At 55.3% G+C, this 21,962-nt stretch carries 22 protein-coding genes; 16 read left to right on the top strand and 6 right to left on the bottom strand.

The genetic code is table 11. The features are described from left to right. The first annotated feature begins 132 nt into the window (after positions 1-132). The 11 genes from ndk to ABLV12_RS19105 all read left to right on the top strand — a co-directional run bounded on the left by ndk (position 133) and on the right by ABLV12_RS19105 (position 10,617). The gene (ndk, locus tag ABLV12_RS19055) at positions 133-564 is read left to right on the top strand and encodes a nucleoside-diphosphate kinase (protein ID WP_004114414.1); all 432 of its coding nucleotides are present in this window, start codon (positions 133-135) and stop codon (positions 562-564) included. 353 nt (positions 565-917) lie between these two features. Next, the gene (locus ABLV12_RS19060) at positions 918-2,084 is read left to right on the top strand and encodes a bifunctional tRNA (adenosine(37)-C2)-methyltransferase TrmG/ribosomal RNA large subunit methyltransferase RlmN (RefSeq protein WP_004104488.1); all 1,167 of its coding nucleotides are present in this window, start codon (positions 918-920) and stop codon (positions 2,082-2,084) included. Between the two features lie 274 nt (positions 2,085-2,358). Then, the gene (gene rodZ, locus ABLV12_RS19065; RefSeq protein ID WP_004114411.1) at positions 2,359-3,348 is read left to right on the top strand and encodes a cytoskeleton protein RodZ; all 990 of its coding nucleotides are present in this window, start codon (positions 2,359-2,361) and stop codon (positions 3,346-3,348) included. Between the two features lie 26 nt (positions 3,349-3,374). Further along, a complete protein-coding gene (ispG, locus tag ABLV12_RS19070) occupies positions 3,375-4,496 on the top strand; it encodes a flavodoxin-dependent (E)-4-hydroxy-3-methylbut-2-enyl-diphosphate synthase (RefSeq protein ID WP_004104485.1) in 1,122 nt (373 codons plus the stop codon). A gap of 91 nt (positions 4,497-4,587) precedes the next feature. Continuing rightward, entirely contained in the window at positions 4,588-5,862 is a 1,275-nt protein-coding gene (gene hisS / locus ABLV12_RS19075; protein ID WP_004104483.1) for a histidine--tRNA ligase, read from the top strand. 34 nt (positions 5,863-5,896) lie between these two features. After that, on the top strand, positions 5,897-6,517 hold the full coding sequence (locus ABLV12_RS19080; RefSeq protein WP_004104480.1) for a YfgM family protein: 621 nt from the start codon (positions 5,897-5,899) through the stop codon (positions 6,515-6,517). Positions 6,518-6,527: 10 nt separating this feature from the next. Then, positions 6,528-7,706 carry an outer membrane protein assembly factor BamB gene (gene bamB, locus ABLV12_RS19085; RefSeq protein WP_004104478.1) on the top strand — a complete coding sequence of 393 codons (1,179 nt, stop codon included), beginning with the start codon at positions 6,528-6,530 and terminating at the stop codon, positions 7,704-7,706. A 114-nt stretch (positions 7,707-7,820) separates the two neighbouring features. Next, complete coding sequence (gene der, locus ABLV12_RS19090; RefSeq protein ID WP_064398132.1) at positions 7,821-9,299, top strand: ribosome biogenesis GTPase Der; 1,479 nt, start codon at positions 7,821-7,823, stop codon at positions 9,297-9,299. 156 nt (positions 9,300-9,455) lie between these two features. Further along, complete coding sequence (locus ABLV12_RS19095; protein WP_004104475.1) at positions 9,456-9,833, top strand: TonB family protein; 378 nt, start codon at positions 9,456-9,458, stop codon at positions 9,831-9,833. Positions 9,834-9,890: 57 nt separating this feature from the next. Then, entirely contained in the window at positions 9,891-10,283 is a 393-nt protein-coding gene (locus ABLV12_RS19100) for a cell envelope integrity TolA C-terminal domain-containing protein (protein ID WP_004104474.1), read from the top strand. Positions 10,284-10,401: 118 nt separating this feature from the next. Further along, positions 10,402-10,617 carry a zinc ribbon domain-containing protein gene (locus tag ABLV12_RS19105; RefSeq protein WP_004104473.1) on the top strand — a complete coding sequence of 72 codons (216 nt, stop codon included), beginning with the start codon at positions 10,402-10,404 and terminating at the stop codon, positions 10,615-10,617. Here the strand turns inward: ABLV12_RS19105 and ABLV12_RS19110 are convergent. The 3 genes from ABLV12_RS19110 to xseA all read right to left on the bottom strand — a co-directional run bounded on the left by ABLV12_RS19110 (position 10,614) and on the right by xseA (position 13,438). Continuing rightward, positions 10,614-10,958: a protealysin inhibitor emfourin gene (locus ABLV12_RS19110; protein ID WP_064398134.1), complete on the bottom strand. Its 345-nt coding sequence runs from the start codon at positions 10,956-10,958 to the stop codon at positions 10,614-10,616. The genes ABLV12_RS19105 and ABLV12_RS19110 overlap by 4 nt on opposite strands. After that, positions 10,955-11,983, bottom strand: a complete 1,029-nt coding sequence (locus tag ABLV12_RS19115) for a M4 family metallopeptidase (protein ID WP_004104471.1) — start codon at positions 11,981-11,983, stop codon at positions 10,955-10,957. Before ABLV12_RS19115 ends, ABLV12_RS19110 begins: the two co-directional genes overlap by 4 nt. A gap of 81 nt (positions 11,984-12,064) precedes the next feature. Continuing rightward, positions 12,065-13,438, bottom strand: coding sequence for an exodeoxyribonuclease VII large subunit (gene xseA / locus ABLV12_RS19120; protein WP_064398136.1), 1,374 nt, complete (start codon positions 13,436-13,438; stop codon positions 12,065-12,067). A 158-nt stretch (positions 13,439-13,596) separates the two neighbouring features. Between xseA and guaB the strand changes: the two genes are divergently transcribed. Together guaB and guaA are read left to right on the top strand one after the other, a co-directional pair. After that, positions 13,597-15,063 (top strand): IMP dehydrogenase, encoded by a 1,467-nt coding sequence (gene guaB, locus ABLV12_RS19125; RefSeq protein ID WP_004104469.1) that lies wholly within the window; start codon positions 13,597-13,599, stop codon positions 15,061-15,063. A gap of 68 nt (positions 15,064-15,131) precedes the next feature. Continuing rightward, complete coding sequence (gene guaA, locus ABLV12_RS19130) at positions 15,132-16,709, top strand: glutamine-hydrolyzing GMP synthase (protein WP_004104468.1); 1,578 nt, start codon at positions 15,132-15,134, stop codon at positions 16,707-16,709. Between the two features lie 135 nt (positions 16,710-16,844). On the opposite strand, the gene ABLV12_RS19135 is transcribed toward guaA, so the two are convergent. Continuing rightward, positions 16,845-18,041 (bottom strand): MFS transporter, encoded by a 1,197-nt coding sequence (locus tag ABLV12_RS19135; RefSeq protein WP_160886128.1) that lies wholly within the window; start codon positions 18,039-18,041, stop codon positions 16,845-16,847. 98 nt (positions 18,042-18,139) lie between these two features. Here ABLV12_RS19135 and ABLV12_RS19140 point away from each other — a divergent pair, with 98 nt between their 5' ends. Then, positions 18,140-19,036: a LysR family transcriptional regulator gene (locus ABLV12_RS19140; RefSeq protein WP_348867232.1), complete on the top strand. Its 897-nt coding sequence runs from the start codon at positions 18,140-18,142 to the stop codon at positions 19,034-19,036. On the opposite strand, the gene ABLV12_RS19145 is transcribed toward ABLV12_RS19140, so the two are convergent. Next, positions 19,027-19,929 carry a LysR substrate-binding domain-containing protein gene (locus tag ABLV12_RS19145; RefSeq protein WP_004104450.1) on the bottom strand — a complete coding sequence of 301 codons (903 nt, stop codon included), beginning with the start codon at positions 19,927-19,929 and terminating at the stop codon, positions 19,027-19,029. The two genes, ABLV12_RS19140 and ABLV12_RS19145, sit on opposite strands and share 10 nt — an antisense overlap. A gap of 108 nt (positions 19,930-20,037) precedes the next feature. Here ABLV12_RS19145 and ABLV12_RS19150 point away from each other — a divergent pair, with 108 nt between their 5' ends. After that, positions 20,038-20,853, top strand: coding sequence for an alpha/beta hydrolase (locus tag ABLV12_RS19150; RefSeq protein ID WP_224226339.1), 816 nt, complete (start codon positions 20,038-20,040; stop codon positions 20,851-20,853). Then, positions 20,850-21,746 carry a DMT family transporter gene (locus tag ABLV12_RS19155; protein WP_004104448.1) on the top strand — a complete coding sequence of 299 codons (897 nt, stop codon included), beginning with the start codon at positions 20,850-20,852 and terminating at the stop codon, positions 21,744-21,746. The genes ABLV12_RS19150 and ABLV12_RS19155 overlap by 4 nt, the downstream gene beginning before the upstream one ends. 13 nt (positions 21,747-21,759) lie before the next feature. Here ABLV12_RS19155 and ABLV12_RS19160 read toward each other — a convergent pair whose 3' ends face one another. Beyond that, positions 21,760-21,951, bottom strand: coding sequence for a YfgG family protein (locus ABLV12_RS19160; protein ID WP_004104447.1), 192 nt, complete (start codon positions 21,949-21,951; stop codon positions 21,760-21,762). Positions 21,952-21,962 lie beyond the last annotated feature (11 nt).

Raw genomic sequence — 21,962 nt, forward strand, 5'->3', positions numbered from 1 at the left:
GTCGCTTTTTTTTAAAAAAATGTTACCTAAACACATAGGCAATCGCCTTAGATGATGATTATAATTCGCGCCGTATTTATCGGTCTCATCTGCTCATCTGCAAAACAGAACAACATATATAAAGAGGTTATCATGGCTATTGAACGTACTTTTTCCATCATCAAACCAAACGCGGTGGCAAAAAACGTTATTGGCGGCATCTTTTCTCGCTTTGAAGCTGCAGGGTTCAAAATCGTTGGCACTAAAATGCTGCATCTGACCGTTGAGCAGGCTCGCGGCTTCTATGCTGAGCACGAAGGTCGCCCGTTCTTTGACGGTCTGGTTGAGTTCATGACTTCCGGTCCGATCGTCGTTTCCGTGCTGGAAGGCGAAAATGCGGTTCAGCGTCATCGTGACCTGCTGGGCGCAACCAACCCGGCGAACGCGCTGGCGGGTACGCTGCGCGCAGACTACGCTGACAGCTTCACCGAGAACGGCACCCACGGTTCCGATTCCGTTGAATCCGCTGCGCGCGAAATCGCGTTTTTCTTTGCTGAAGGCGAGGTTTGCCCGCGCACCCGCTAATCTCCCGCGTCTTTCACGCCACCGCTTTGTTGGCTTCATTCGCGCACCCCGGTCACATCGTTATCTATGCTCCCGGGGATTTGCGAACTCGCCGCCTCGCCGTGACGTAAAATACTTTGAAGATACCATCCTCGTCGCCTTTTCGACCGTCGCGGTGTTGGCTGCGCGCGTTCACCCCGGTCACGAGGAGCTGCCTGGCAGTTACAGATTTTTTCATCATTGCTGCGTGCAGACGTAGTATTGATGGGCCAGAATTTGTAGAATACAGCGCCCCGGCTGAGCAGTCGCTCCCGGGGCGTTTCTTTTTAACCCTCCAGGGGCCATAACGTGTAATAACGAGGCCGGAATCAATTATGTCTGAACAAATAGTCACACCTGATAGCGCCGCACTGACGGTGCCGAACAAAGATGCCAAAATCAACCTGCTGGATCTGAATCGTCAGCAGATGCGCGAGTTTTTCAAAAACATGGGCGAAAAGCCTTTCCGCGCCGATCAGGTGATGAAATGGATGTATCACTACTGCTGCGATAACTTTGACGAGATGACCGACATCAACAAAGTTCTGCGCGGCAAATTAAAGGAAGTCGCGGAAATCCGCGCCCCGGAAGTCGTGGAAGAACAGCGCTCCAGCGACGGCACCATCAAATGGGCGATTGCCGTTGGCGATCAGCGCGTCGAAACCGTGTATATCCCGGAAGACGATCGCGCCACCCTGTGCGTTTCTTCTCAGGTGGGCTGTGCGCTGGAGTGTAAATTCTGCTCCACGGCGCAGCAGGGCTTTAACCGTAACCTGCGGGTTTCGGAAATTATCGGCCAGGTCTGGCGCGCGGCGAAAATCGTCGGTGCGGTGAAGACCACCGGCGTGCGTCCGATTACCAACGTGGTAATGATGGGCATGGGCGAGCCGCTGCTGAACCTGACCAACGTGGTTCCGGCTATGGAAATCATGCTCGACGACTTCGGCTTTGGGCTCTCAAAACGTCGCGTCACGCTCTCCACTTCCGGCGTGGTGCCTGCGCTTGATAAGCTTGGCGATATGATTGACGTCGCGCTGGCTATCTCTCTGCACGCGCCGAACGATACCATTCGTGACGAAATCGTGCCGATCAACAAGAAATATAATATCGAGACCTTCCTGAACTCGGTACGTGGTTATATTTCGAAGTCCAATGCCAACCAGGGCCGCGTGACGATCGAATACGTCATGCTGGATCACGTCAACGACGGTACCGAGCATGCCCACGAGCTGGCGGCGCTGTTAAAAGATACGCCGTGCAAGATCAACCTCATCCCGTGGAACCCCTTCCCGGGAGCGCCGTATGGCCGCAGCTCTAACAGTCGCATCGACCGTTTCTCCAAGGTATTGATGGAGTATGGTTTCACCACTATCGTGCGTAAAACTCGCGGTGACGATATCGACGCAGCCTGCGGCCAGCTGGCCGGCGACGTTATCGACCGAACCAAACGTACGCTGCGTAAACGTATGCAGGGCGAAGCGATCGACGTGAAGGCAGTCTGATAAATGATGCAGCGCACAGCCTGGGCGGTGCGCTGCATATTTATGTTGTATAGCCGGGCGAAATACGCTGTTCTGGTTAATAATTACGGTGCGTTTTTGTCGACTTTGAGGCAGTATGTAGCGGTACAACAACCGCTTAGCATTCAATATTGATAAGTCTCTGTGATAGTACGTCATACGGACTTATACTGTTTGTCTGACGTTGAGCAGATGTCTCGCGGCGCGGGGTCACCGGCGCTGAATTTTAAATTTCACGTACCAGTAGTTGTAGCGAATGAATACTGAAGCCACTCAAGACCATCAAGAAGCAAACACTACGGGCGCGCGTTTGCGTAACGCCCGCGAACAACTCGGGCTCAGCCAGCAAGCGGTGGCTGAGCGCTTATGCCTGAAGGTTTCCACGGTTCGTGATATTGAAGACGATAAGGCACCCGCCGATCTGGCTTCAACCTTCCTGCGCGGCTATATCCGCTCTTATGCCCGCCTCGTGCACATCCCTGAAGAAGAACTGCTGCCGATGATGGCGAAGCAGGCTCCCATTCGTGCGGCAAAAGTGGCGCCAATGCAGAGCTTCTCGCTGGGTAAACGTCGCAAAAAACGCGACGGCTGGCTAATGAGTTTTACCTGGCTGGTGTTGTTCGTGGTGATTGGCCTCAGCGGCGCGTGGTGGTGGCAGGACCACAAAGCGCAGCAGGACGAGATCTCCACCATGGCCGATCAGTCCTCCGCCGAGCTGAACGCTGGCGATAACAACAGCCAAAGCATTCCTCTGGACAATGGTTCGGCGAATTCTTCCGCCGATACCGCTGCTAACAGCGCGCCGGCAGAGACCTCTTCTGCGCCAGCAACCTCGGCTCCGGCTGCGACTGCGGCCCCGGTCGATAACAACGCCGTTGTTGCGCCTTCTCAGGCGAACGTTGACACGGCGGCTACCCCAGCGCCCGCCAGTCCAACTTCGCCGCTACCGACCGACCAGGCAAACGTGACCGCTGCGCCGGCCTCGGCTCAGGATCTGGTGCTGAATTTCACCGCCGACTGCTGGCTGGAAGTGAGCGATGCGACGGGTAAAAAGCTGTTCAGCGGGTTGCAGCGTAAAGGCGGTAATCTCAATCTGAGCGGCCAGGCACCTTATAAACTGAAAATCGGTGCGCCGGCGGCGGTACAGATACAGTATCTGGGTAAACCAGTCGATTTGAGTCGTTTTATCAGAACTAACCAGGTTGCACGTCTGACCCTTAATGCCGAACAATCACCGGCGCAGTAACAGACGGGTAACGCGGGAGATTTTTCATGCATAACCAGGCTCCGATTCAACGTAGAAAATCAAAGCGAATTTACGTTGGGAATGTGCCGATTGGCGATGGCGCCCCCATCGCCGTACAGTCGATGACAAACACGCGCACCACCGATGTGGCGGCGACGGTAAATCAAATTAAAGCCCTTGAGCGCGTTGGCGCGGATATCGTTCGTGTTTCGGTGCCAACGATGGACGCGGCAGAAGCCTTTAAGCTTATCAAACAGCAGGTGAGCGTACCGCTGGTTGCCGATATCCACTTCGATTACCGCATTGCGCTGAAGGTCGCGGAATACGGCGTTGATTGTCTGCGTATTAACCCGGGCAATATCGGTAACGAAGAGCGTATCCGCATGGTGGTGGACTGCGCTCGCGATAAAAATATTCCCATCCGTATCGGGGTAAACGCCGGTTCTCTGGAAAAAGATCTCCAGGAGAAATACGGTGAACCGACTCCGCAGGCGCTGCTGGAATCGGCAATGCGCCATGTCGATCATCTCGATCGTCTCAATTTCGATCAGTTTAAAGTCAGCGTAAAAGCTTCCGATGTGTTCCTCGCGGTCGAATCCTATCGTCTGCTGGCGAAACAGATCGACCAGCCTCTGCATCTCGGGATTACCGAAGCGGGCGGCGCGCGCAGCGGCGCGGTGAAGTCCGCGATCGGCCTCGGACTGCTGCTGTCTGAAGGGATCGGCGATACCTTGCGTGTTTCTCTGGCGGCGGATCCGGTTGAAGAGATCAAAGTTGGCTTCGATATTCTCAAGTCGCTGCGCATTCGCTCTCGCGGGATCAACTTCATTGCCTGCCCGACATGTTCACGTCAGGAGTTTGACGTTATCGGTACCGTTAACGCCCTGGAGCAGCGCCTGGAAGACATCATTACGCCGATGGACATTTCGATCATTGGCTGCGTGGTGAATGGCCCAGGCGAGGCGCTGGTGTCGACGCTCGGCGTGACCGGCGGCAACAAGAAAAGCGGCCTGTACGAAGACGGCGTCCGTAAAGACCGACTGGATAACGACGATATGATCGATCAGCTGGAAGCGCGTATTCGCGCTAAAGCATCGATGCTGGATGAGGCGCGTCGTATCGATATTCAGCAGGTTGAAGCGAAATAACGTGTTGGGAAGCGATACGCTTCCCGTGTATGATTGAACCTGCGGGCGCGAGGCGCCGGGGTTCATTTTTGTATATATAAAGAGAATAAACGTGGCAAAGAACATTCAAGCCATTCGCGGCATGAACGATTATCTGCCGGGCGAAACCGCTCTCTGGCAGCGCATTGAAGGCTCACTGAAGCAGGTGCTTGGTAGCTACGGTTACAGCGAAATCCGTATGCCGATTGTAGAGCAGACCCCGTTATTCAAACGCGCTATCGGCGAAGTGACCGACGTGGTTGAAAAAGAGATGTATACCTTTGAGGACCGTAACGGCGATAGCCTGACCCTGCGTCCGGAAGGTACGGCGGGTTGCGTACGCGCCGGCATCGAACATGGTCTCCTGTACAATCAAGAACAGCGCCTGTGGTATATCGGGCCAATGTTCCGCCACGAGCGTCCGCAAAAAGGCCGCTATCGTCAGTTCCACCAGATTGGTGCGGAAGCGTTCGGTCTGCAGGGGCCGGATATCGATGCCGAGCTGATCATGCTGACCGCCCGCTGGTGGCGTGAACTGGGGATCTCCAGCCACGTTGCCCTTGAGCTGAACTCTATCGGTTCACTGGAAGCTCGCGCCAGCTATCGCGACGCGCTGGTGGCTTATCTTGAGCAGTATAAGGATAAGCTCGATGAAGACTGCAAACGCCGCATGTACACCAACCCGCTGCGCGTGCTGGATTCTAAAAACCCGGAAGTTCAGGCGCTGCTGAACGATGCGCCGACGCTGGGTGATTATCTTGACGAAGAGTCCAAAGCGCACTTCGCCGGGCTTTGCGCGCTGCTGGACGATGCCGGTATTCGCTATACCGTGAATCAGCGTCTGGTGCGCGGTCTCGACTATTACAACCGCACCGTGTTTGAGTGGGTTACCACCAGCCTCGGCTCACAGGGAACCGTCTGTGCCGGTGGGCGTTATGACGGTCTGGTTGAGCAGCTTGGCGGTCGCGCAACGCCTGGCGTCGGCTTTGCGATGGGGCTGGAACGTCTTGTTTTACTGGTTCAGGCAGTGAATCCGGAATTTAAAGCCGATCCTGTTGTCGATATATACCTGGTAGCCTCCGGAACTGACACCCAGTCCGCAGCAATGCGTCTGGCTGAACAGGTACGCGATGCGTTACCCGGCGTTAAGCTGATGACCAACCACGGCGGCGGCAACTTTAAGAAGCAGTTTGCTCGCGCTGATAAATGGGGCGCTCGCGTTGCGCTGGTGCTGGGCGAAGCAGAAATCGCTGACGGAAACGTGGTAGTGAAAGATTTACGCTCAGGTGAGCAAACTACCGTAACGCAGGATAGCGTTGCCGCGCATTTGCGCACACTTCTGGGTTAATTTCCCGGGAAACAATAGTCAGGAGAAGGACTGCGTGGAACTTTACAATAACGAAAACGATCAGGTCGACGCGCTGAAGCGCTTCTTTGCTGAAAATGGCAAAGCGCTGGCCGTTGGGGTGATTTTGGGCGTTGGCGCGCTGGTTGGCTGGCGCTACTGGACCTCCCATCAGTTGGATACCGCCAGAGGCTCGTCTCTGGCTTATGAAAATGCGATTTCCGCGCTTAAAGCGGATAAACCAGAGGCGCTGAACGCGGCGCAGAAATTTGCCGCCGACAGCAAAAACACCTATGGTGCGTTTGCTTCTCTTGAGCTGGCGCAGCAGTTTGTTGAGAAAAACGATCTGCAGAACGCTGAAAAGCAGCTTCAGCAGGGGCTTGCCGCTGCTTCTGATGATAACCTGAAATCGGTTATCAATATGCGTCTTGCTCGCGTACAGCTACAGCTTAAGCAGCCTGATGCCGCGCTGAAAACCCTGGATGCCGTGAAAGGCGAAGGCTGGACCGCGATTGTCGCCGACCTGCGCGGCGAGATCCTGCTGAGCAAAGGCGATAAGCAAGGGGCGAAAGCGGCCTGGGAAGCGGGCGCGAAAAGTGATGCTTCGCCGGCGCTCAGCGAAATGATGCGTATGAAAATAAATAATTTGTCCATCTGAGAGGGACTCGATGCAATTGCGTAAATTACTTTTGCCAGGGCTGCTTTCCGTTACCTTATTGAGCGGTTGTTCGCTGTTTAACAGCGAAGAAGATGTGGTGAAAATGTCGCCACTGCCGACGGTGGAAAACCAGTTTACGCCGTCCACGTCCTGGAGCACCTCCGTTGGCGGCGGTATTGGCGAATTCTACTCTAACCTGCACCCGGCTTTTGCTGATGGCGTTGTGTATGCCGCCGATCGTAAAGGCACCGTTAAAGCCCTGAATTCAGGCGACGGCAAAGAGGTGTGGTCGGTTAACCTGGCCGAGAAAGACGGCTGGTTCTCCCGCGCGCCTGCGCTGCTCTCCGGCGGCGTGACCGTCTCGGGTGGCCATGTGTATATCGGTAGCGAAAAAGCGAAAGTTTACGCGCTGAATACCAGCGACGGCACCGTCGCATGGGAAGCGAGCGTAGCGGGTGAAGCGATTTCCCGTCCGGTCGTCAGTGACGGTATGGTGTTGATTCACACCACTAACGGTCAGCTGCAGGCGCTGAACGAAGCTGACGGCGCGGTGAAATGGACCGTTAACCTGGATATGCCAGCGCTCTCTCTGCGCGGCGAATCCGCTCCGGCTACCGCATACGGCGCAGCGATTGTGGGCGGCGATAACGGTCGCGTCAGCGCGGTGCTGATGCAGCAGGGGCAGATGATTTGGCAGCAACGTATCTCTACCGCCACCGGTCCGACGGAAATCGACCGTCTTAACGACGTCGATACGACGCCGGTTATCGTGAACGGTGTGATTTATGCGCTGGCCTATAACGGCAACCTGACGGCTTTGGATCTGCGCAGCGGCCAGATTATGTGGAAACGCGAGCTGGGTTCAGTGAACGATTTCATCGTCGACGGCAACCGTATTTACCTGGTTGATCAAAACGACCGTCTGCTGGCGCTCACCACCGACGGCGGCGTGACGCTGTGGACGCAAAGCGATCTGCTGCACCGTCTGCTGACGGCGCCTGTGCTGTATAATGGCAACCTGGTTGTTGGCGATAGCGAAGGCTATATGCACTGGGTCAACCCGGAAGATGGCCACTTTGTGGCTCAGCAGAAGGTAGACAGCTCAGGCTTCCTGACCGATCCGGTTGTTGCTGACGGCAAACTGCTGATTCAGGCGAAAGACGGTACGCTGTACGCGATTACGCGTTAACAACAGCGGTAGTCTATTTTTGAGAAACGGCCCCTGGCAGACAGGGGCCGTTTTGGCTTTTTTAAAAACGCCGTGTAAATGGCGTTGTATCGATTTTAGTATGAGGCATTTAACATGATACCTGTGGTCGCGCTTGTCGGGCGCCCTAACGTTGGAAAATCCACGCTTTTTAACCGCTTAACGCGCACTCGCGATGCGTTGGTCGCGGATTTCCCGGGGCTGACTCGTGACCGTAAGTACGGTCGTGCTGAAGTGGAAGGCCGCGAATTTATCTGTATCGATACCGGCGGGATCGACGGTACCGAAGATGGCGTAGAAACGCGGATGGCGGAACAGTCGCTGCTGGCGATTGAAGAAGCGGACGTGGTGCTGTTTATGGTCGATGCGCGGGCGGGCCTGATGCCGGCGGACTCGGCAATCGCTAAACATCTGCGCTCCCGCGAAAAGCCGACCTTCCTGGTGGCAAACAAAACTGACGGCATCGATTCCGATCAGGCGATCGCCGATTTTTGGTCGCTGGGGTTAGGCGAGATTTATCCTATCGCCGCTTCACACGGTCGCGGCGTCACCAGTCTGCTGGAGCACGTCCTGCTGCCGTGGGTTGATGAGGTGAACCCGCCGGAAGAAGTGGACGAAGACGCGGCATACTGGGCACAGTTTGAAGCCGAGCAGAACGGCGAAGCAGTTGAAGAGCCGGAAGAAGATTTTAACCCACAGGATCTGCCGATTAAGCTGGCGATAGTGGGTCGCCCGAACGTGGGTAAGTCAACGCTCACCAACCGTATCCTGGGCGAAGACCGCGTAGTGGTCTACGACATGCCCGGAACGACTCGCGACAGCATCTACATCCCGATGCAGCGCGACGAGCGTGAATACGTGCTGATTGACACCGCCGGCGTGCGCAAACGCGGTAAGATCACCGATGTCGTCGAGAAATTCTCGGTGATTAAAACCCTGCAGGCGATCGAAGACGCCAACGTGGTGCTGCTGGTGATTGATGCGCGGGAGGGGATTTCCGATCAGGATCTCTCTCTGCTGGGTTTTATCCTCAACAGCGGTCGCTCGCTGGTGATTGTCGTTAACAAATGGGACGGCCTGAGCCAGGAAGTTAAAGAGCAGGTGAAAGAGACTCTGGACTACCGTCTGGGCTTTATCGACTTTGCCCGCGTGCACTTTATCTCCGCGCTGCACGGTAGCGGCGTAGGCAACCTGTTTGAATCCGTGCGCGAAGCGTACGACAGCGCAACCCGTCGCGTGGGTACCGCTATGCTGACCCGCATCATGACCATGGCTGCCGAAGACCATCAGCCGCCGCTGGTGCGCGGTCGTCGCGTGAAGCTGAAATATGCCCACGCCGGGGGTTATAACCCGCCGATCGTGGTTATTCACGGTAATCAGGTTAAAGATCTGCCGGATTCGTATAAGCGCTACCTGATGAACTACTTCCGTAAATCACTGGAAGTGATGGGCACGCCAATTCGCATTCAGTTCAAGGAAGGGGAAAACCCGTTTGCCAACAAACGTAATACTCTGACGCCTAATCAGATGCGTAAGCGTAAGCGCTTGATTAAACACATCAAGAAAGGCAAATAAGCTATCCGTCAGCATTAAAAATAGAAAGCCCGCATCCGTCGGGCTTTTTTATTATCGGCCACCGATCATGCGCAGAATAATAAACTCGCTTGAGGCTGCGTTATAAATGTGAGAAAAACCAGGGAGGATAAATATTTTTGTGACAATGAGGTCAGAATGAAAAGCTTCTTAACTCTCCTGATGCTGTTTCTTTTTCCCATAGCCTGTACCGCTGAATCACAACCTGTTGAACCGCGCGTTAAGCCTGCTTATCCAGCGAAAGCCGCAAAAAAAGGGATACCGGGTCAGGTTAAAGCGCAATTTGACGTTGACGAGAATGGGCGGGTGACTAACGTTCAGTTATTAAGCTCCGATCCCTCCGGAATGTTTGATAATGAAGTCAGGGCCGCAATGGGAAAATGGCGATACGTTAAAGGGAAGCCTTCCAGCAATAACATCATTACCATTCATTTCACGCCGGGGCCGTGTTCCGTTGAGGTGCCAGCGCCAAACCAGCCCGGCAGTATTCGAAGCGGTGGCGTCCCTTTTCGCTAAGATGAATGCACGTGAAATAACGTAGGGACAATCGAAATAAACGCCGGGAACAGGGATATGAAAAAAACAATCGTGATGTTCGCTTTGGTCATATTAACCAGCAGCTGTACGCCGTTTCATCCTGCTGACTGTCATAAAACTTCAGCGCTTGGGAGCTGTAGCTCTGGACGATTCAGCGATGATGATGAATATGGCAGGCAGGCGAGATCGATAAAAGAGTCTATTGATTCCCGATTATCCAATCGCTACGGCTGGACGGGGAAAAAATGCACGATCCATGTGAGTTTCAGCTATGAGGGGAAACTGAATAGCATCACAACGAGTGAAGGTAATAAAAAATATTGCGCTGCGCTGATTGATGCCGCTAAACGGGCCACCTTCCCGCCGTTCACCGATAAGCAGGTGTACGACGCTTTTGCTCAGTCCCGGTTCAGTATGCAGGGTGAGTAAAATAAACGCGGCGATCCGCCCGGGAGCGAATAGTCTGCTGGAGTTCAATGGCTGGCAGCAGCCACAGATTGTGCAACCGTGATAAAATAAAGCCACATACCCGTCGTCAGGAGTCACCATGGAATTTGATTGCCCCGTGTGCCATGCGCAGCTTGCTGTGCAGGGCAATAGCGCCCACTGCGCGCATTGCGCGAAAGAGTATGTTGTTGAAGCCCGCTGCCCGGACTGCCACAAGCCGCTGGAAGTATTAAAAGCCTGCGGCGCGGTAGATTATTTTTGTCAGAATGGCCACGGGCTGATTTCAAAAAAACGCGTCGAGTTTGTGCCGGTTTAATTTTTATCGCTGACGCAGCTTTCACCGTCGCGCCAGAGTTCAACCAGTGATTCTGGCGCACGCTCCTCCGGGATGAGAATAATCAGGCTGTGGTAGTGCTGCTCGCTGACGATCTGAATGCGAAAAAAACGCTGGTCGCCTCTGCCCGGCGAGTCGGGCTGCCCCGGCGGCTTGCCCAGCGGTAGCGATTGTTGAAGAATTGAAGCGATCCGCTGCTTCTGTTGCTCGTTGAGCTTCGCAACCACAATCTTACGCATTCCACTGAGCGCCGGGATCCAGGCGACGCCCCCCTCGCGAGCCAGCTCAATAATCGCATCATCGCTAAGATCGGCAAGATTCATAGCACCACTCCGACGCGCCCCCAGGCTTGAGTAATGGCATCAGCGATCTCTTTGCCAAAACGTTTTTCGCCATGGCGAACCGTGAGCCTGGCAAAGGTTGAAAAATCAGCGTCTTTTGCCAGAGAGTTATCACACACTGCGTCATACCAGGCGTGGCCCGCTTTTTGCCACGCAAAACCGCCGATCGCGCGGGCGGCGAGATAAAAGGCGTGATTAGGAATGCCGGAATTGATATGTACGCCGCCGTTATCCTGCTGGGTATGCACAAAATCTTTCATGTGAGCGGGCTGCGGATCTTTGCCAAGGATGGGGTCATCGTAAGCGGAGCCGGGCTGAGACATAGAGCGCAGACCTTTGCCGTGAATGCCTTTCGCGAGCAGTCCCTCACCTATTAGCCAGTCCGCCTTGTCCGCCGTTTGCTGGCGCTGATATTGTTTGACCAGCGAGCCAAAGACGTCCGAGAGTGATTCGTTAAGCGCGCCAGATTGTTCGAAGTAGATAAGACCGGCTTCGCTCTCCGTCACGCCATGGCTTAGCTCGTGCGCGACGACGTCAATGGCGATAGTAAAGCGATTAAAAATCTCGCCATCACCGTCGCCAAATACCATTTGCTGGCCGTTCCAGAACGCATTTTGATATTCGTGGCCATAGTGGACGCTGCCGGTGAGCTTTAGCCCGCGGTTATCCAGAGAATCGCGCTGGTAGCTCTTCCAGAAAAACTCATGGGTGATGCCGAGATAGTCATAGGCTTCATCAACGGCCACATCACCGTTGGAGGGCTGCCCCTCAAAACGGACCTGCGTTCCCGGTAGTTCCTGGGTTTGCCCGGCATCGTAAATGTCGCGCTCAAGCTGGCCCGGCGTGGTGACATGGGGCGCCGCGGGGCGTCCGGGAACATGCGCCATCAGGGACTGAACATGGCTGAGGGTATTCTGCGCGCAGCGCTGCTGCTGAAGCGAGCCATGGTCGACAATGCGGCGTAAAATATAGGGTGGAATCACATAACGAGGATAAGCAACAGGCATATCACGCTCCTTAGCCGGATAGAACCGTTTAAAAAGGGCATGAGAGCAGTATAGTTATCCCCGGTTGAAAAGGCAGAATAATCAGGCTTTTTTACGGGAGCGCGTTTTCTTCGCCGGCGTGATGTTTTTCACTTCGCTCTCCACCCAGCCATCGTTCAGGCGGGTAGTGAGAAGGTCTCCCTCGTGTACCTGTTTGGTCTGCTTCAGCACTTTGCCGTCGCTGGCGGAAGTCACGCTATAGCCGCGGGCGAGCGTCGCCAGCGGGCTGACGGCCTCCAGATGCGTGACCATATTGCCGAAGCGCTCGCGCTGCTCGCCGAGGCGGCTGCGGATATTTTCCGCCAGGCGATATTCCAGCTGTTGAATACGGCTCTGGGCACGGTGAATACGCGGCTGCGGATTTTGCTGATTCAGACGCTGCGTAGCGCGCTGCTGGCGCTGATCGGCGCGCTTCATCTGCGTCTCAAGAGCGAAACGCATGCGCTGACGCAACCTTTCCAGCTCCGTTTGCTGGCGAGCAAGGCGCAGCTGAGGATGCTGCTGCTGCAGGCGGTGAAATATCTGGGTAAAGCGACGATGGCGGTTGGCAAGGAAGTAGTCCATCGCCATCTCAAGACGCTGCTGTCCTGACTGGAGCTGGCGCAGCAGCTCCAGCTGGTTACGGCTGACCATTTCTGCCGCCGCGGAAGGCGTTGGCGCGCGCAGGTCGGCGACGAAATCGGCAATAGTGACGTCAGTTTCATGGCCCACGGCGCTGACGATGGCAATCGGACTGCTAAATATCGCCCGCGCCACCCGCTCGTCGTTAAAACTCCATAAATCTTCCAGCGAACCGCCGCCGCGTCCGACGATAAGTACGTCGCATTCGCGGCGCGCGTTGGCCAGTTCAATCGCGCGAACAATCTGTCCCGGTGCGTCTTCGCCCTGAACGGCGGTCGGATAAATAATCACCGGCAGGGAAGGGTCGCGACGCTTGAGCACCTGTAAAATATCATGCAGCGCGGCGCCGGTTTTAGAGGTAATGACGCCTACGCAGTGCGCAGGGGAGGGAAGCGCTTTTTTATGCTGCTGATCGAACAAGCCTTCCGCCGCCAGGGCGGCCTTCAGCTGTTCATACTTCTGCTGAAGCAGTCCTTCGCCCGCAGGCTGCATGCTCTCCACGATAATCTGATAATCGCCGCGCGGCTCGTAAAGGGTGATGTTGGCGCGAACCAGCACCTGCTGCCCGTGCTGCGGACGGAAGGTCACCCGGCGGTTGCTGTTGCGAAACATTGCGCAGCGCACCTGGGCGTTATCGTCTTTTAAGGTAAAGTACCAGTGACCGGAAGAGGGCTGGCTGAAATTGGAAATCTCGCCGCTGATCCATACCTGGCCCATTTCACGTTCCAGCAGCAGCCGGACCGACTGATTGAGGCGGCTAACCGTGTAAATTGAGGGGGATTGAGATGGCAACATGTGAGCAAGATCAAATTCTAAATCAGCAGGTTATTCAGTCGATAGTAACCTGCTGAGAGGGGATCGCAAGTATTATTTGCAAAAAAGGGTAGATGCAATCGGTTACGCTCTGTATAATGCCACGGCAATATTTATCCACCCTGGTCGAGATATTGCCCATGCTACGTATCGCTAAAGAAGCTCTGACGTTTGACGACGTCCTCCTCGTTCCCGCTCATTCAACCGTTCTGCCAAACACCGCCGATCTCAGCACCCAGCTGACGAAAACCATTCGCCTGAATATTCCTATGCTCTCCGCAGCAATGGATACCGTGACGGAAGCGCGTCTGGCAATTGCCCTGGCACAGGAAGGCGGCATCGGTTTTATTCATAAAAACATGTCTATCGAGCGTCAGGCGGAAGAAGTTAAGCGCGTGAAGAAGCATGAGTCCGGCGTGGTTACCGACCCGCAGACCGTTCTGCCGACTACGACTCTGCGCGAAGTTAAAGAGCTGACTGAACGCAACGGTTTTGCTGGCTATCCGGTTGTGACCGAAGACAATGAGCTGGTCGGCATCATTACCGGCCGCGATGTGCGTTTCGTCACCGACCTGAACCAGCCGGTTAGCGTATATATGACGCCGAAAGAGCGTCTGGTTACCGTTCGCGAAGGTGAAAGCCGCGAAGTGGTCTTTGCCAAAATGCATGAAAAACGCGTTGAGAAAGCCCTTGTTGTGGATGACAGCTTCCATCTTCTCGGCATGATCACCGTTAAAGATTTCCAGAAAGCGGAACGTAAACCGAACGCCTGTAAAGATGAGCAGGGTCGCCTGCGCGTTGGCGCAGCGGTTGGCGCGGGCGCGGGTAACGAAGAGCGCGTTGATGCGCTGGTTGCCGCGGGCGTCGATATTCTGCTGATCGACTCTTCTCACGGTCACTCTGAGGGCGTATTGCAGCGTATTCGCGATACCCGCGCAAAATATCCTGACCTGCAAATCATCGGCGGCAACGTGGCGACCGGCGCGGGCGCACGTGCGCTGGCGGAAGCCGGCTGCAGCGCGGTGAAAGTGGGTATCGGTCCTGGCTCCATCTGTACGACGCGTATCGTGACCGGCGTGGGCGTTCCGCAGATCACCGCCGTTTCTGACGCGGTTGAAGCGCTGGAAGGCACCGGTATTCCGGTTATCGCCGACGGCGGTATTCGTTTCTCCGGCGATATCGCCAAAGCCATCGCCGCTGGTGCTTCAGCCGTCATGGTTGGCTCGATGCTGGCGGGTACCGAAGAGTCCCCGGGCGAAATCGAACTCTACCAGGGGCGTTCTTACAAATCTTACCGCGGTATGGGTTCCCTTGGCGCGATGTCTAAAGGCTCCTCCGATCGCTACTTCCAGACCGATAACGCCGCCGACAAACTGGTACCGGAAGGTATCGAAGGTCGCGTCGCCTATAAAGGCCGTCTGAAAGAGATTATTCACCAGCAGATGGGCGGACTGCGCTCCTGTATGGGCCTGACCGGTTGTGGTACCATCGACACCCTGCGGACCAAAGCGGAATTCGTGCGCATCAGCGGCGCGGGTATCCAGGAGAGTCACGTTCACGACGTGACCATTACCAAGGAATCCCCGAACTACCGCATGGGCTCCTGATTTTCATCGCCCGGCCACGCGCCGGGCGATTTATTTAACCTGTATCACTTGCCTCGGAATTATCGTCAATGACGGATAACATTCATAAACATCGTATTCTTATCCTGGACTTCGGTTCTCAATACACCCAGCTGGTTGCGCGTCGCGTTCGTGAATTAGGTGTCTACTGTGAACTGTGGGCATGGGACGTGACTGAAGCTCAAATTCGTGAGTTCAATCCTAACGGCATCATTCTTTCCGGCGGCCCGGAAAGCACTACCGAAGATAACAGCCCGCGCGCCCCGCAGTATGTCTTCGAAGCTGGCGTGCCGGTCTTTGGCATCTGCTACGGTATGCAGACCATGGCGATGCAGCTGGGCGGCCACGTTGAAGCCTCTAATGAGCGTGAATTTGGCTACGCGCAGGTTGAAGTTCAGACCGATAGCGCGCTGATCCACGGCATTGAAGATGCGCTGAGCGCGGACGGCAACGCTATGCTGGACGTCTGGATGAGCCACGGCGACAAAGTCACCGCCATCCCGTCTGACTTCGTTACCGTTGCCAGCACCGAAACCTGCCCGTTCGCCATTATGGCCAACGAAGAGAAGCGCTTCTACGGCGTGCAGTTCCACCCGGAAGTGACCCACACCCGTCAGGGCCTGCGCATGCTGGAGCGTTTTGTACGCGAGATTTGCCAGTGTGAAGCGCTGTGGACCCCGGCCAAAATTATCGACGACGCCATCGAACGTATTCGTCAGCAAGTGGGCGACGATAAAGTCATTCTCGGCCTCTCCGGCGGCGTGGACTCGTCTGTTACCGCAATGCTGCTGCATCGCGCTATCGGCAAAAACCTGACCTGCGTCTTCGTGGATAACGGTCTGCTGCGTCTTAATGAAGCTCAGCAGGTTATGGATATGTTCGGCGATCGTTTCGGTCTGAACATCGTTCACGTCGAAGGCGAGGCGCGTTTCCTGGCTGCGCTGGCGGGCGAAAACGATCCGGAAGCGAAGCGTAAAATCATCGGCCGCGTGTTTGTTGAAGTGTTTGACGAAGAAGCGCTGAAGCTGGAAGACGTGAAATGGCTGGCGCAGGGGACTATCTACCCTGACGTGATCGAGTCTGCGGCTTCCGCAACCGGCAAAGCGCACGTTATCAAATCTCACCACAACGTGGGCGGCCTGCCGAAAGAGATGAAGATGGGCCTCGTTGAACCGCTGCGCGAGCTGTTCAAAGATGAAGTGCGTAAGATTGGCCTCGAGCTGGGCCTGCCGTACGACATGCTGTATCGTCACCCGTTCCCGGGCCCGGGTCTCGGCGTGCGCGTGCTGGGCGAAGTGAAGAAAGAGTACTGTGACCTGCTGCGTCGCGCGGATGCCATCTTCATTGAAGAGCTGCACAAAGCTGACCTGTACAACAAAGTGAGCCAGGCGTTCACCGTTTTCCTGCCGGTGCGTTCCGTCGGCGTAATGGGCGATGGCCGTAAGTACGACTGGGTGGTCTCCCTGCGCGCAGTTGAAACCATCGACTTTATGACCGCACACTGGGCGCACCTGCCGTACGATTTCCTCGGCCGCGTGTCCAACCGCATCATCAATGAAGTCAACGGTATCTCCCGCGTGGTGTATGACATCAGCGGTAAGCCGCCGGCGACCATTGAGTGGGAATAAAATTTGTTCTTTGCGGTAATTGAATAAAAATAATGCCATTAATGATTGACGTCATTAATGGCATTTTTCATGTTAATATCAAAGGATTACGGAATTACCTCAGGCGATGAATACCGATACGCCGGGCTTCTACTGTTATCCCCGTTCTTCAATCGCCGCTGGCGTATTCTCCCGCTGACACCATGCAATGGCCATCGCCAAAGCTGCCACCATCACAGCCAGCACGGCGGAAACGGCTAAGCTTCCCCTCAACCCGAAATGATGATTTAGCCATGCGTAGGCAAACGGCGATATGGCGGCCAGCAGTTGCGCGGGAATCAACAGAATGCCGGTTAGCCGGGCATAATCCTCGGTGGCAAAGAGCTGCAGCGGTAAAGTGGCCTTAAACACGGTGGTCAGGCCGTTGATCGCGCCGTAACCCAGTACAAATCCGCCGGCCGCCCACGACAGAAAAGCGCCGCTCAGTCCAAGCGCAAAGCAGAGCGGCATCAGCGAGGTCGTCAATATCGTTAGCCGCAGCGGCGTGAGCGCGGAGCCGGATACCACTTCGAGAAAGCGCGCGCCGGTTTGTCCAATTCCCCATAGCATTCCCACCGCGACAGGAAGCCCAACGCTGGCGATGAACTCGGGAAGATGCGTTGACGTGCCGTTGGATACAAAGGTAACCAGCGCAATCAACGACGCGTACAGCAGGGCCGGACGTCTATCATGCTTTGACAGCTGCTGGTTTTTTTTCACCCTTACCGGCAACGGTAACTTGGTATTCGGCATTTTCCACAACAGCAGAGCGCTAAGCAGGCCAAACAGGGCGTAGATTAGCAGCGCGTGCCGCCAGTCCATCCGCGTCAGCAGCCAGGCGCCAAGCGGCCAGAACAGGGCCGAGGCTAATCCTCCGGCCAGCGTCACGCGCGATATGGTCAACCTGGCACGCTGCCCGTAAAGATTCACCAGCGCCGCGAACAGCGCGTCGTACAGCGCCAGCCGCATACCGATGCCGGTCAGAAGCCAGGCGGCGAACCAGCCCGTCAGGCTATGGACGTAAGCCATCAGCAGACACCCCGCTGAAATCGCCAGCGTACCGGTAATCACTATTCGCTGGCCGCCAAAGCGGGCCAGAAGCCGGGCGATAAACGGAGAAAGCGTCGCCATCATGAGCATGGCGAGGGTCAGTCCGAAATAGATTTCCGTGGCGGTCCAGCCGGTCTCCAGACCGATAGCCCTGGCAAAAGTGCCGGGCATATAAAACGAGATTCCCCAGTTAATCAGCTGATTGCATCCGGCGGCCAGCGTGATAAAGCCCGGCGCGGAGTGCGAGTTCGCAGGTGTATTCATGATTTTCCATTCAGTTACGCTGTTGTCGGCAGCATACCTTGCGCGCTATTGTGCAGGCAGGCCGGTCCGTTTATGACCCTTATAAGAGAAACTTTGTGATGATGACGCTCAATCTGGGAAATCTGGCGACGTTCCGCCTGGTCGTACAGCGCGGGAGCTTCTCCGCTGCGGCAGACGTACTGGGATTGTCGCAGCCTGCGGTCAGCCTGCAGGTACGTCAGCTGGAACAGTTTCTACAAACCAGGCTGCTTGAGCGCACCGGGCGGGGAATTAAAGCGACGGCGGCCGGTATCGCCCTGCTGGCCCACAGCGATCGGATTGAACAGGCGGTGGGCGCGGCGGTGCAATCGGTGAGTGAATTCAATCGTGAAATCAGCGGCTCGGTAACGCAGGGATCCGGAGCAACCGCCTGTATTCATCTGCTACCTCCGTTACTGCAGAAGCTACATCATGAGCATCCTTTATTGACGGTGAGGGTCACGGTTGGCAATACGCTTGAGGTGGTTCGGGCTATTGAAGAGAATCGGCTCGACCTTGGGCTTTGTACGCTACCGGCGAATGGACGCAGTCTGGCGGTTATGCCGGTGTTAGAGGAGGAGTTTGTGTGTATTTTCAGCGATGGGCAGGATGAGTTACCGTGGTCGCTGACGCCAGAGATTCTGCAATCATTACCGCTAATCGCTTTTGAATCGGGAAGCGGAACCCGGGATCTGATCGATGGCTGGTTTCTTGCCGATGGGCGGGCGATAGCGCCAGTCATGCAGTTAGGCAGCATTGAGGCGATTAAGCGCATGGTACGTGCGGGGTTGGGGTTCAGCATTGTGCCGAGAATGGCGGTAGAGCATCCGCAGGATCGTATTGGCTTAAATGTTCAATCACTGACTCCGCTGCTGCATCGTCAGTTAGGCATAATCATGCGGCAGGATAAAATTATCAGCAAAGGTATTGCTGAGATCCTGCGTTTACTGCAGAAGTTGGAGAATGGTCAGGCGTAGCGTGTTTTCAATAAAGCAATGGCTGAATCAACCAGCGGGTGGTGACGCTCGCTGTTCCACGCCGCCGCCGCGGTAACAACCATCTGCTTCTCTTCCAGGGCCTTTATCACCACATTAGCCGGCGCCAGTTTGCGGGTGGAGGCGGGAACCAGCGCGATGCCCTGGCCGCAGCTGACGAACGCAATTTGTGAACTTACCGAGCGGACCTCATGCAGAATGCGGGGAGTAAAGCCGTGGGTGCGACACAGCGAGGTGAGGAGATCAAACCAGGCCGGGCTGACCTGGCGAGCAGACATTACCATCGGCTCCTTTGCCAGCGCGCGCAGGCTGACGCGATGCTGTAAGGCCAGCGGATGATCGACCGGTAGCGCGACAGCCAGGCGTGACTCTTCCAGCGGCAAAGTCGTGATGTGGCCTTCGGTCTCACCTTCCAGGCGCACAAAAGCCAGATCCAGTTCACCGTTCTCCAGTGCGGGGATCGCATCGACACTATCGATTTCCCGGATAAATATTGTTAGCCCGGGCGTAGCGCGCTTAAGCTCCTCAAGCAGTGGGGGTAAGGTCTCCAGCATGGCCGAGGTTATCGCCCCGATATTCAATACCGCCGAGTGGCCTGCGGCGATTTCATCGACGGTTCTGCCCAACTGGCTGAGCTGGTCGGCGAACTGGCGTACCGCGGGCAGGAGTGCGGCTCCGGCCGGACTCAGGCGGGTCCCGCGCCGCGAACGCTCGAACAGCTGGAGTTTCAGCCCGTGCTCCAGGAGTTTGATTTGTTCCGTTAGCGGCGGTTGTGACATCCCGAGGCGCAGCGCCGCGCGGCCAAAGTGTTCCTCTTCCGCTACTGCTAGAAACATCCACAGCTGCTTAATACGACGAAAATCAATATTGCTCATGAGAGATATTCTGTTACTTATTTAGTATCACAGAGTTTATTTTATAAGAATTTACATATCAACATAGCTGGTTATGATTCCAGCCCAGGAATGATAAGCAATGAGGATATGATGAAAATACAGCCGGAGTTGACATGGCAGCGCTTGCCAATGACGGTGCAGGGCATCGGGCTTGATATCGCGTCCATTAGCCGTGAAGGAACGGGGGAGCCGGTCGTCTTTCTTCACGGTTTTGGCTCCAGCAAAGAGGATTACGCTGATTTCGTGCGCCATCGAGCCTTTGAGGGGCAGCCGTTTATTGCCTGGGATGCACCGGGTTGTGGTGAGAGCCAATGCGCTGATTACAGCAAGATGGGGTTACCCTTTCTGCTTGAGACGGCGCTGAAGGTGATTTCCCACGCGGGGTTTACGCGCTTTCACCTGGTCGGGCATTCAATGGGAGGATTAACATCGCTTCTGCTGGCGCACGCTTTCCCCGAGCGAGTGCTAAGTTTTGTGAATATTGAGGGCAATATCGCGCCGGAAGACTGCTTTTTGAGCCGGCAAATTGTGCAATATGCTGAGCCGGACGCGGAACGTTTCTTCGCGCGCTTTATTGAACGCACTCGCCAATCGCCAGCCTGGGCCAGCGCGCTCTATGCCAGCAGCCTGCCGCAAAAGGTTCGCGCTGAAGCGGTGCCGGGGATTTTCTCTTCGATGGTGGATTATTCTGACCACGGTGAGCTAATGGCGAAATTCCTTAATTTACCGTGTCCAAAAATGTTTATGTACGGCGACCAGAATGCCGGGCTAAGCTATTTATCTTCTATTGCCCGCCGTGGTGTAAAGTTGGCGGAAATTCCGCATTGCGGGCATTTCCCTATGTATTCAAACTCGCCGGAGATGTGGCGACAGATAGCTTTATTGCAGCAGGCCTCACGATGAATAAAGCGTCATCTTCACAGCTGATCGGCGTGCTATTTTCCGTCTGCGCGGCTTTTGGTTTCTCGTTTAAGGCAATATTCGTCAAGCTTGCCTACGAGCAGGCAACGGTAGATGCCATTACTTTACTCATGCTGCGGATGACCCTGTCGTTACCTTTCGTTATCCTGGTTGCTCTACGGGTGCTGCGTAGCGGTGTACCACTGCAGCGTCGTGATTATCTGCTGCTACTGCTGCTGGGAATAGTGGGGTATTACGGTTCGGCGATCCTGGATTTTATGGGCCTGCGCTATATTACCGCCGGGCTTGAGCGGCTGATCTTATTTACCTACCCGGCGCTCACTATTCTGATTGGCGTCCTGTTTTTGGGTAAGCGTTTCGAAAAAAAGGTACTCCTGGCCTTAGCGCTCTCCTGGTCGGGAATTCTGCTGGCGTTTGTCCACGATCTCCAGATTAGCGGTGATATGCACAGCCTGGTGCTCGGTGGTGGTCTGATCGCCGCTGCGGCCTTACTGTATGCCATTTATAATGCCGGGTCAGAGGTGGCAATCCGGCGTATGGGGTCGATGAAGTTCTCGGTTCTTGCCCTGCTGGTTTCATCTCTTGCCACGCAAACCCATTTTTATCTTGCTCAACCGTTATCCGCGCTTAACCTGCCGTGGCAGGTATATCTATGGTGTGGCGCGATGGCGCTCTTCTCAACCGTATTACCGATCTTCTGGCAGTCGGCGGCCGTGCAGCGCATTGGTGCGGAACGCGCCGTGCTGATCGGCCTTCTGGGACCAATGCTAACCGTATTCTTTAGCTGGTGGTTACTGGGAGAACCCATTTCGCTGGCACAAATAGCGGGCACATTGTTAGTGATGGCTGGTGTGCTGGTTGTGCTTCGGCATTAGTCTTTTTGAGCGTTTATTTTTGCTCAGGCGCTTTTGCTGAATCCGAAGGCTCAACGGTGATAGTGGATTGCTGCGATTGCTTTTTGTCCTGATGATGGTACCAGGCACCAATGGAGGAGTAGACAAAGCGTCCAAAGAAGAAGATAAAGCTGATAAGCAGTACGATACGGGTCATGCGACGGTTAAATCGATGTCGTTTACGCATACTGGGTGCCT

It is taken from the genome of Klebsiella sp. CN_Kp100, from assembly GCF_040065315.1.
Classification (GTDB): domain Bacteria; phylum Pseudomonadota; class Gammaproteobacteria; order Enterobacterales; family Enterobacteriaceae; genus Klebsiella; species Klebsiella oxytoca.

What these genes read in the sequence shown, in the direction of transcription:
- ABLV12_RS19155 (WP_004104448.1), top strand. Translation starts at nt 20,850, where the DNA reads ATGAATAAAGCGTCATCTTCACAGCTGATCGGCGTGCTATTTTCCGTC.
- bamB (WP_004104478.1), top strand. Translation starts at nt 6,528, where the DNA reads ATGCAATTGCGTAAATTACTTTTGCCAGGGCTGCTTTCCGTTACCTTA.
- guaA (WP_004104468.1), top strand. Translation starts at nt 15,132, where the DNA reads ATGACGGATAACATTCATAAACATCGTATTCTTATCCTGGACTTCGGT.
- ABLV12_RS19110 (WP_064398134.1), bottom strand. Translation starts at nt 10,958, where the DNA reads ATGAATCTTGCCGATCTTAGCGATGATGCGATTATTGAGCTGGCTCGC.
- guaB (WP_004104469.1), top strand. Translation starts at nt 13,597, where the DNA reads ATGCTACGTATCGCTAAAGAAGCTCTGACGTTTGACGACGTCCTCCTC.
- ndk (WP_004114414.1), top strand. Translation starts at nt 133, where the DNA reads ATGGCTATTGAACGTACTTTTTCCATCATCAAACCAAACGCGGTGGCA.
- ABLV12_RS19105 (WP_004104473.1), top strand. Translation starts at nt 10,402, where the DNA reads ATGGAATTTGATTGCCCCGTGTGCCATGCGCAGCTTGCTGTGCAGGGC.
- ABLV12_RS19100 (WP_004104474.1), top strand. Translation starts at nt 9,891, where the DNA reads ATGAAAAAAACAATCGTGATGTTCGCTTTGGTCATATTAACCAGCAGC.
- ispG (WP_004104485.1), top strand. Translation starts at nt 3,375, where the DNA reads ATGCATAACCAGGCTCCGATTCAACGTAGAAAATCAAAGCGAATTTAC.
- ABLV12_RS19095 (WP_004104475.1), top strand. Translation starts at nt 9,456, where the DNA reads ATGAAAAGCTTCTTAACTCTCCTGATGCTGTTTCTTTTTCCCATAGCC.
- rodZ (WP_004114411.1), top strand. Translation starts at nt 2,359, where the DNA reads ATGAATACTGAAGCCACTCAAGACCATCAAGAAGCAAACACTACGGGC.
- ABLV12_RS19145 (WP_004104450.1), bottom strand. Translation starts at nt 19,929, where the DNA reads ATGAGCAATATTGATTTTCGTCGTATTAAGCAGCTGTGGATGTTTCTA.
- ABLV12_RS19115 (WP_004104471.1), bottom strand. Translation starts at nt 11,983, where the DNA reads ATGCCTGTTGCTTATCCTCGTTATGTGATTCCACCCTATATTTTACGC.
- ABLV12_RS19160 (WP_004104447.1), bottom strand. Translation starts at nt 21,951, where the DNA reads ATGCGTAAACGACATCGATTTAACCGTCGCATGACCCGTATCGTACTG.
- der (WP_064398132.1), top strand. Translation starts at nt 7,821, where the DNA reads ATGATACCTGTGGTCGCGCTTGTCGGGCGCCCTAACGTTGGAAAATCC.
- ABLV12_RS19140 (WP_348867232.1), top strand. Translation starts at nt 18,140, where the DNA reads ATGATGACGCTCAATCTGGGAAATCTGGCGACGTTCCGCCTGGTCGTA.
- ABLV12_RS19150 (WP_224226339.1), top strand. Translation starts at nt 20,038, where the DNA reads ATGATGAAAATACAGCCGGAGTTGACATGGCAGCGCTTGCCAATGACG.
- ABLV12_RS19060 (WP_004104488.1), top strand. Translation starts at nt 918, where the DNA reads ATGTCTGAACAAATAGTCACACCTGATAGCGCCGCACTGACGGTGCCG.
- ABLV12_RS19135 (WP_160886128.1), bottom strand. Translation starts at nt 18,041, where the DNA reads ATGAATACACCTGCGAACTCGCACTCCGCGCCGGGCTTTATCACGCTG.
- xseA (WP_064398136.1), bottom strand. Translation starts at nt 13,438, where the DNA reads ATGTTGCCATCTCAATCCCCCTCAATTTACACGGTTAGCCGCCTCAAT.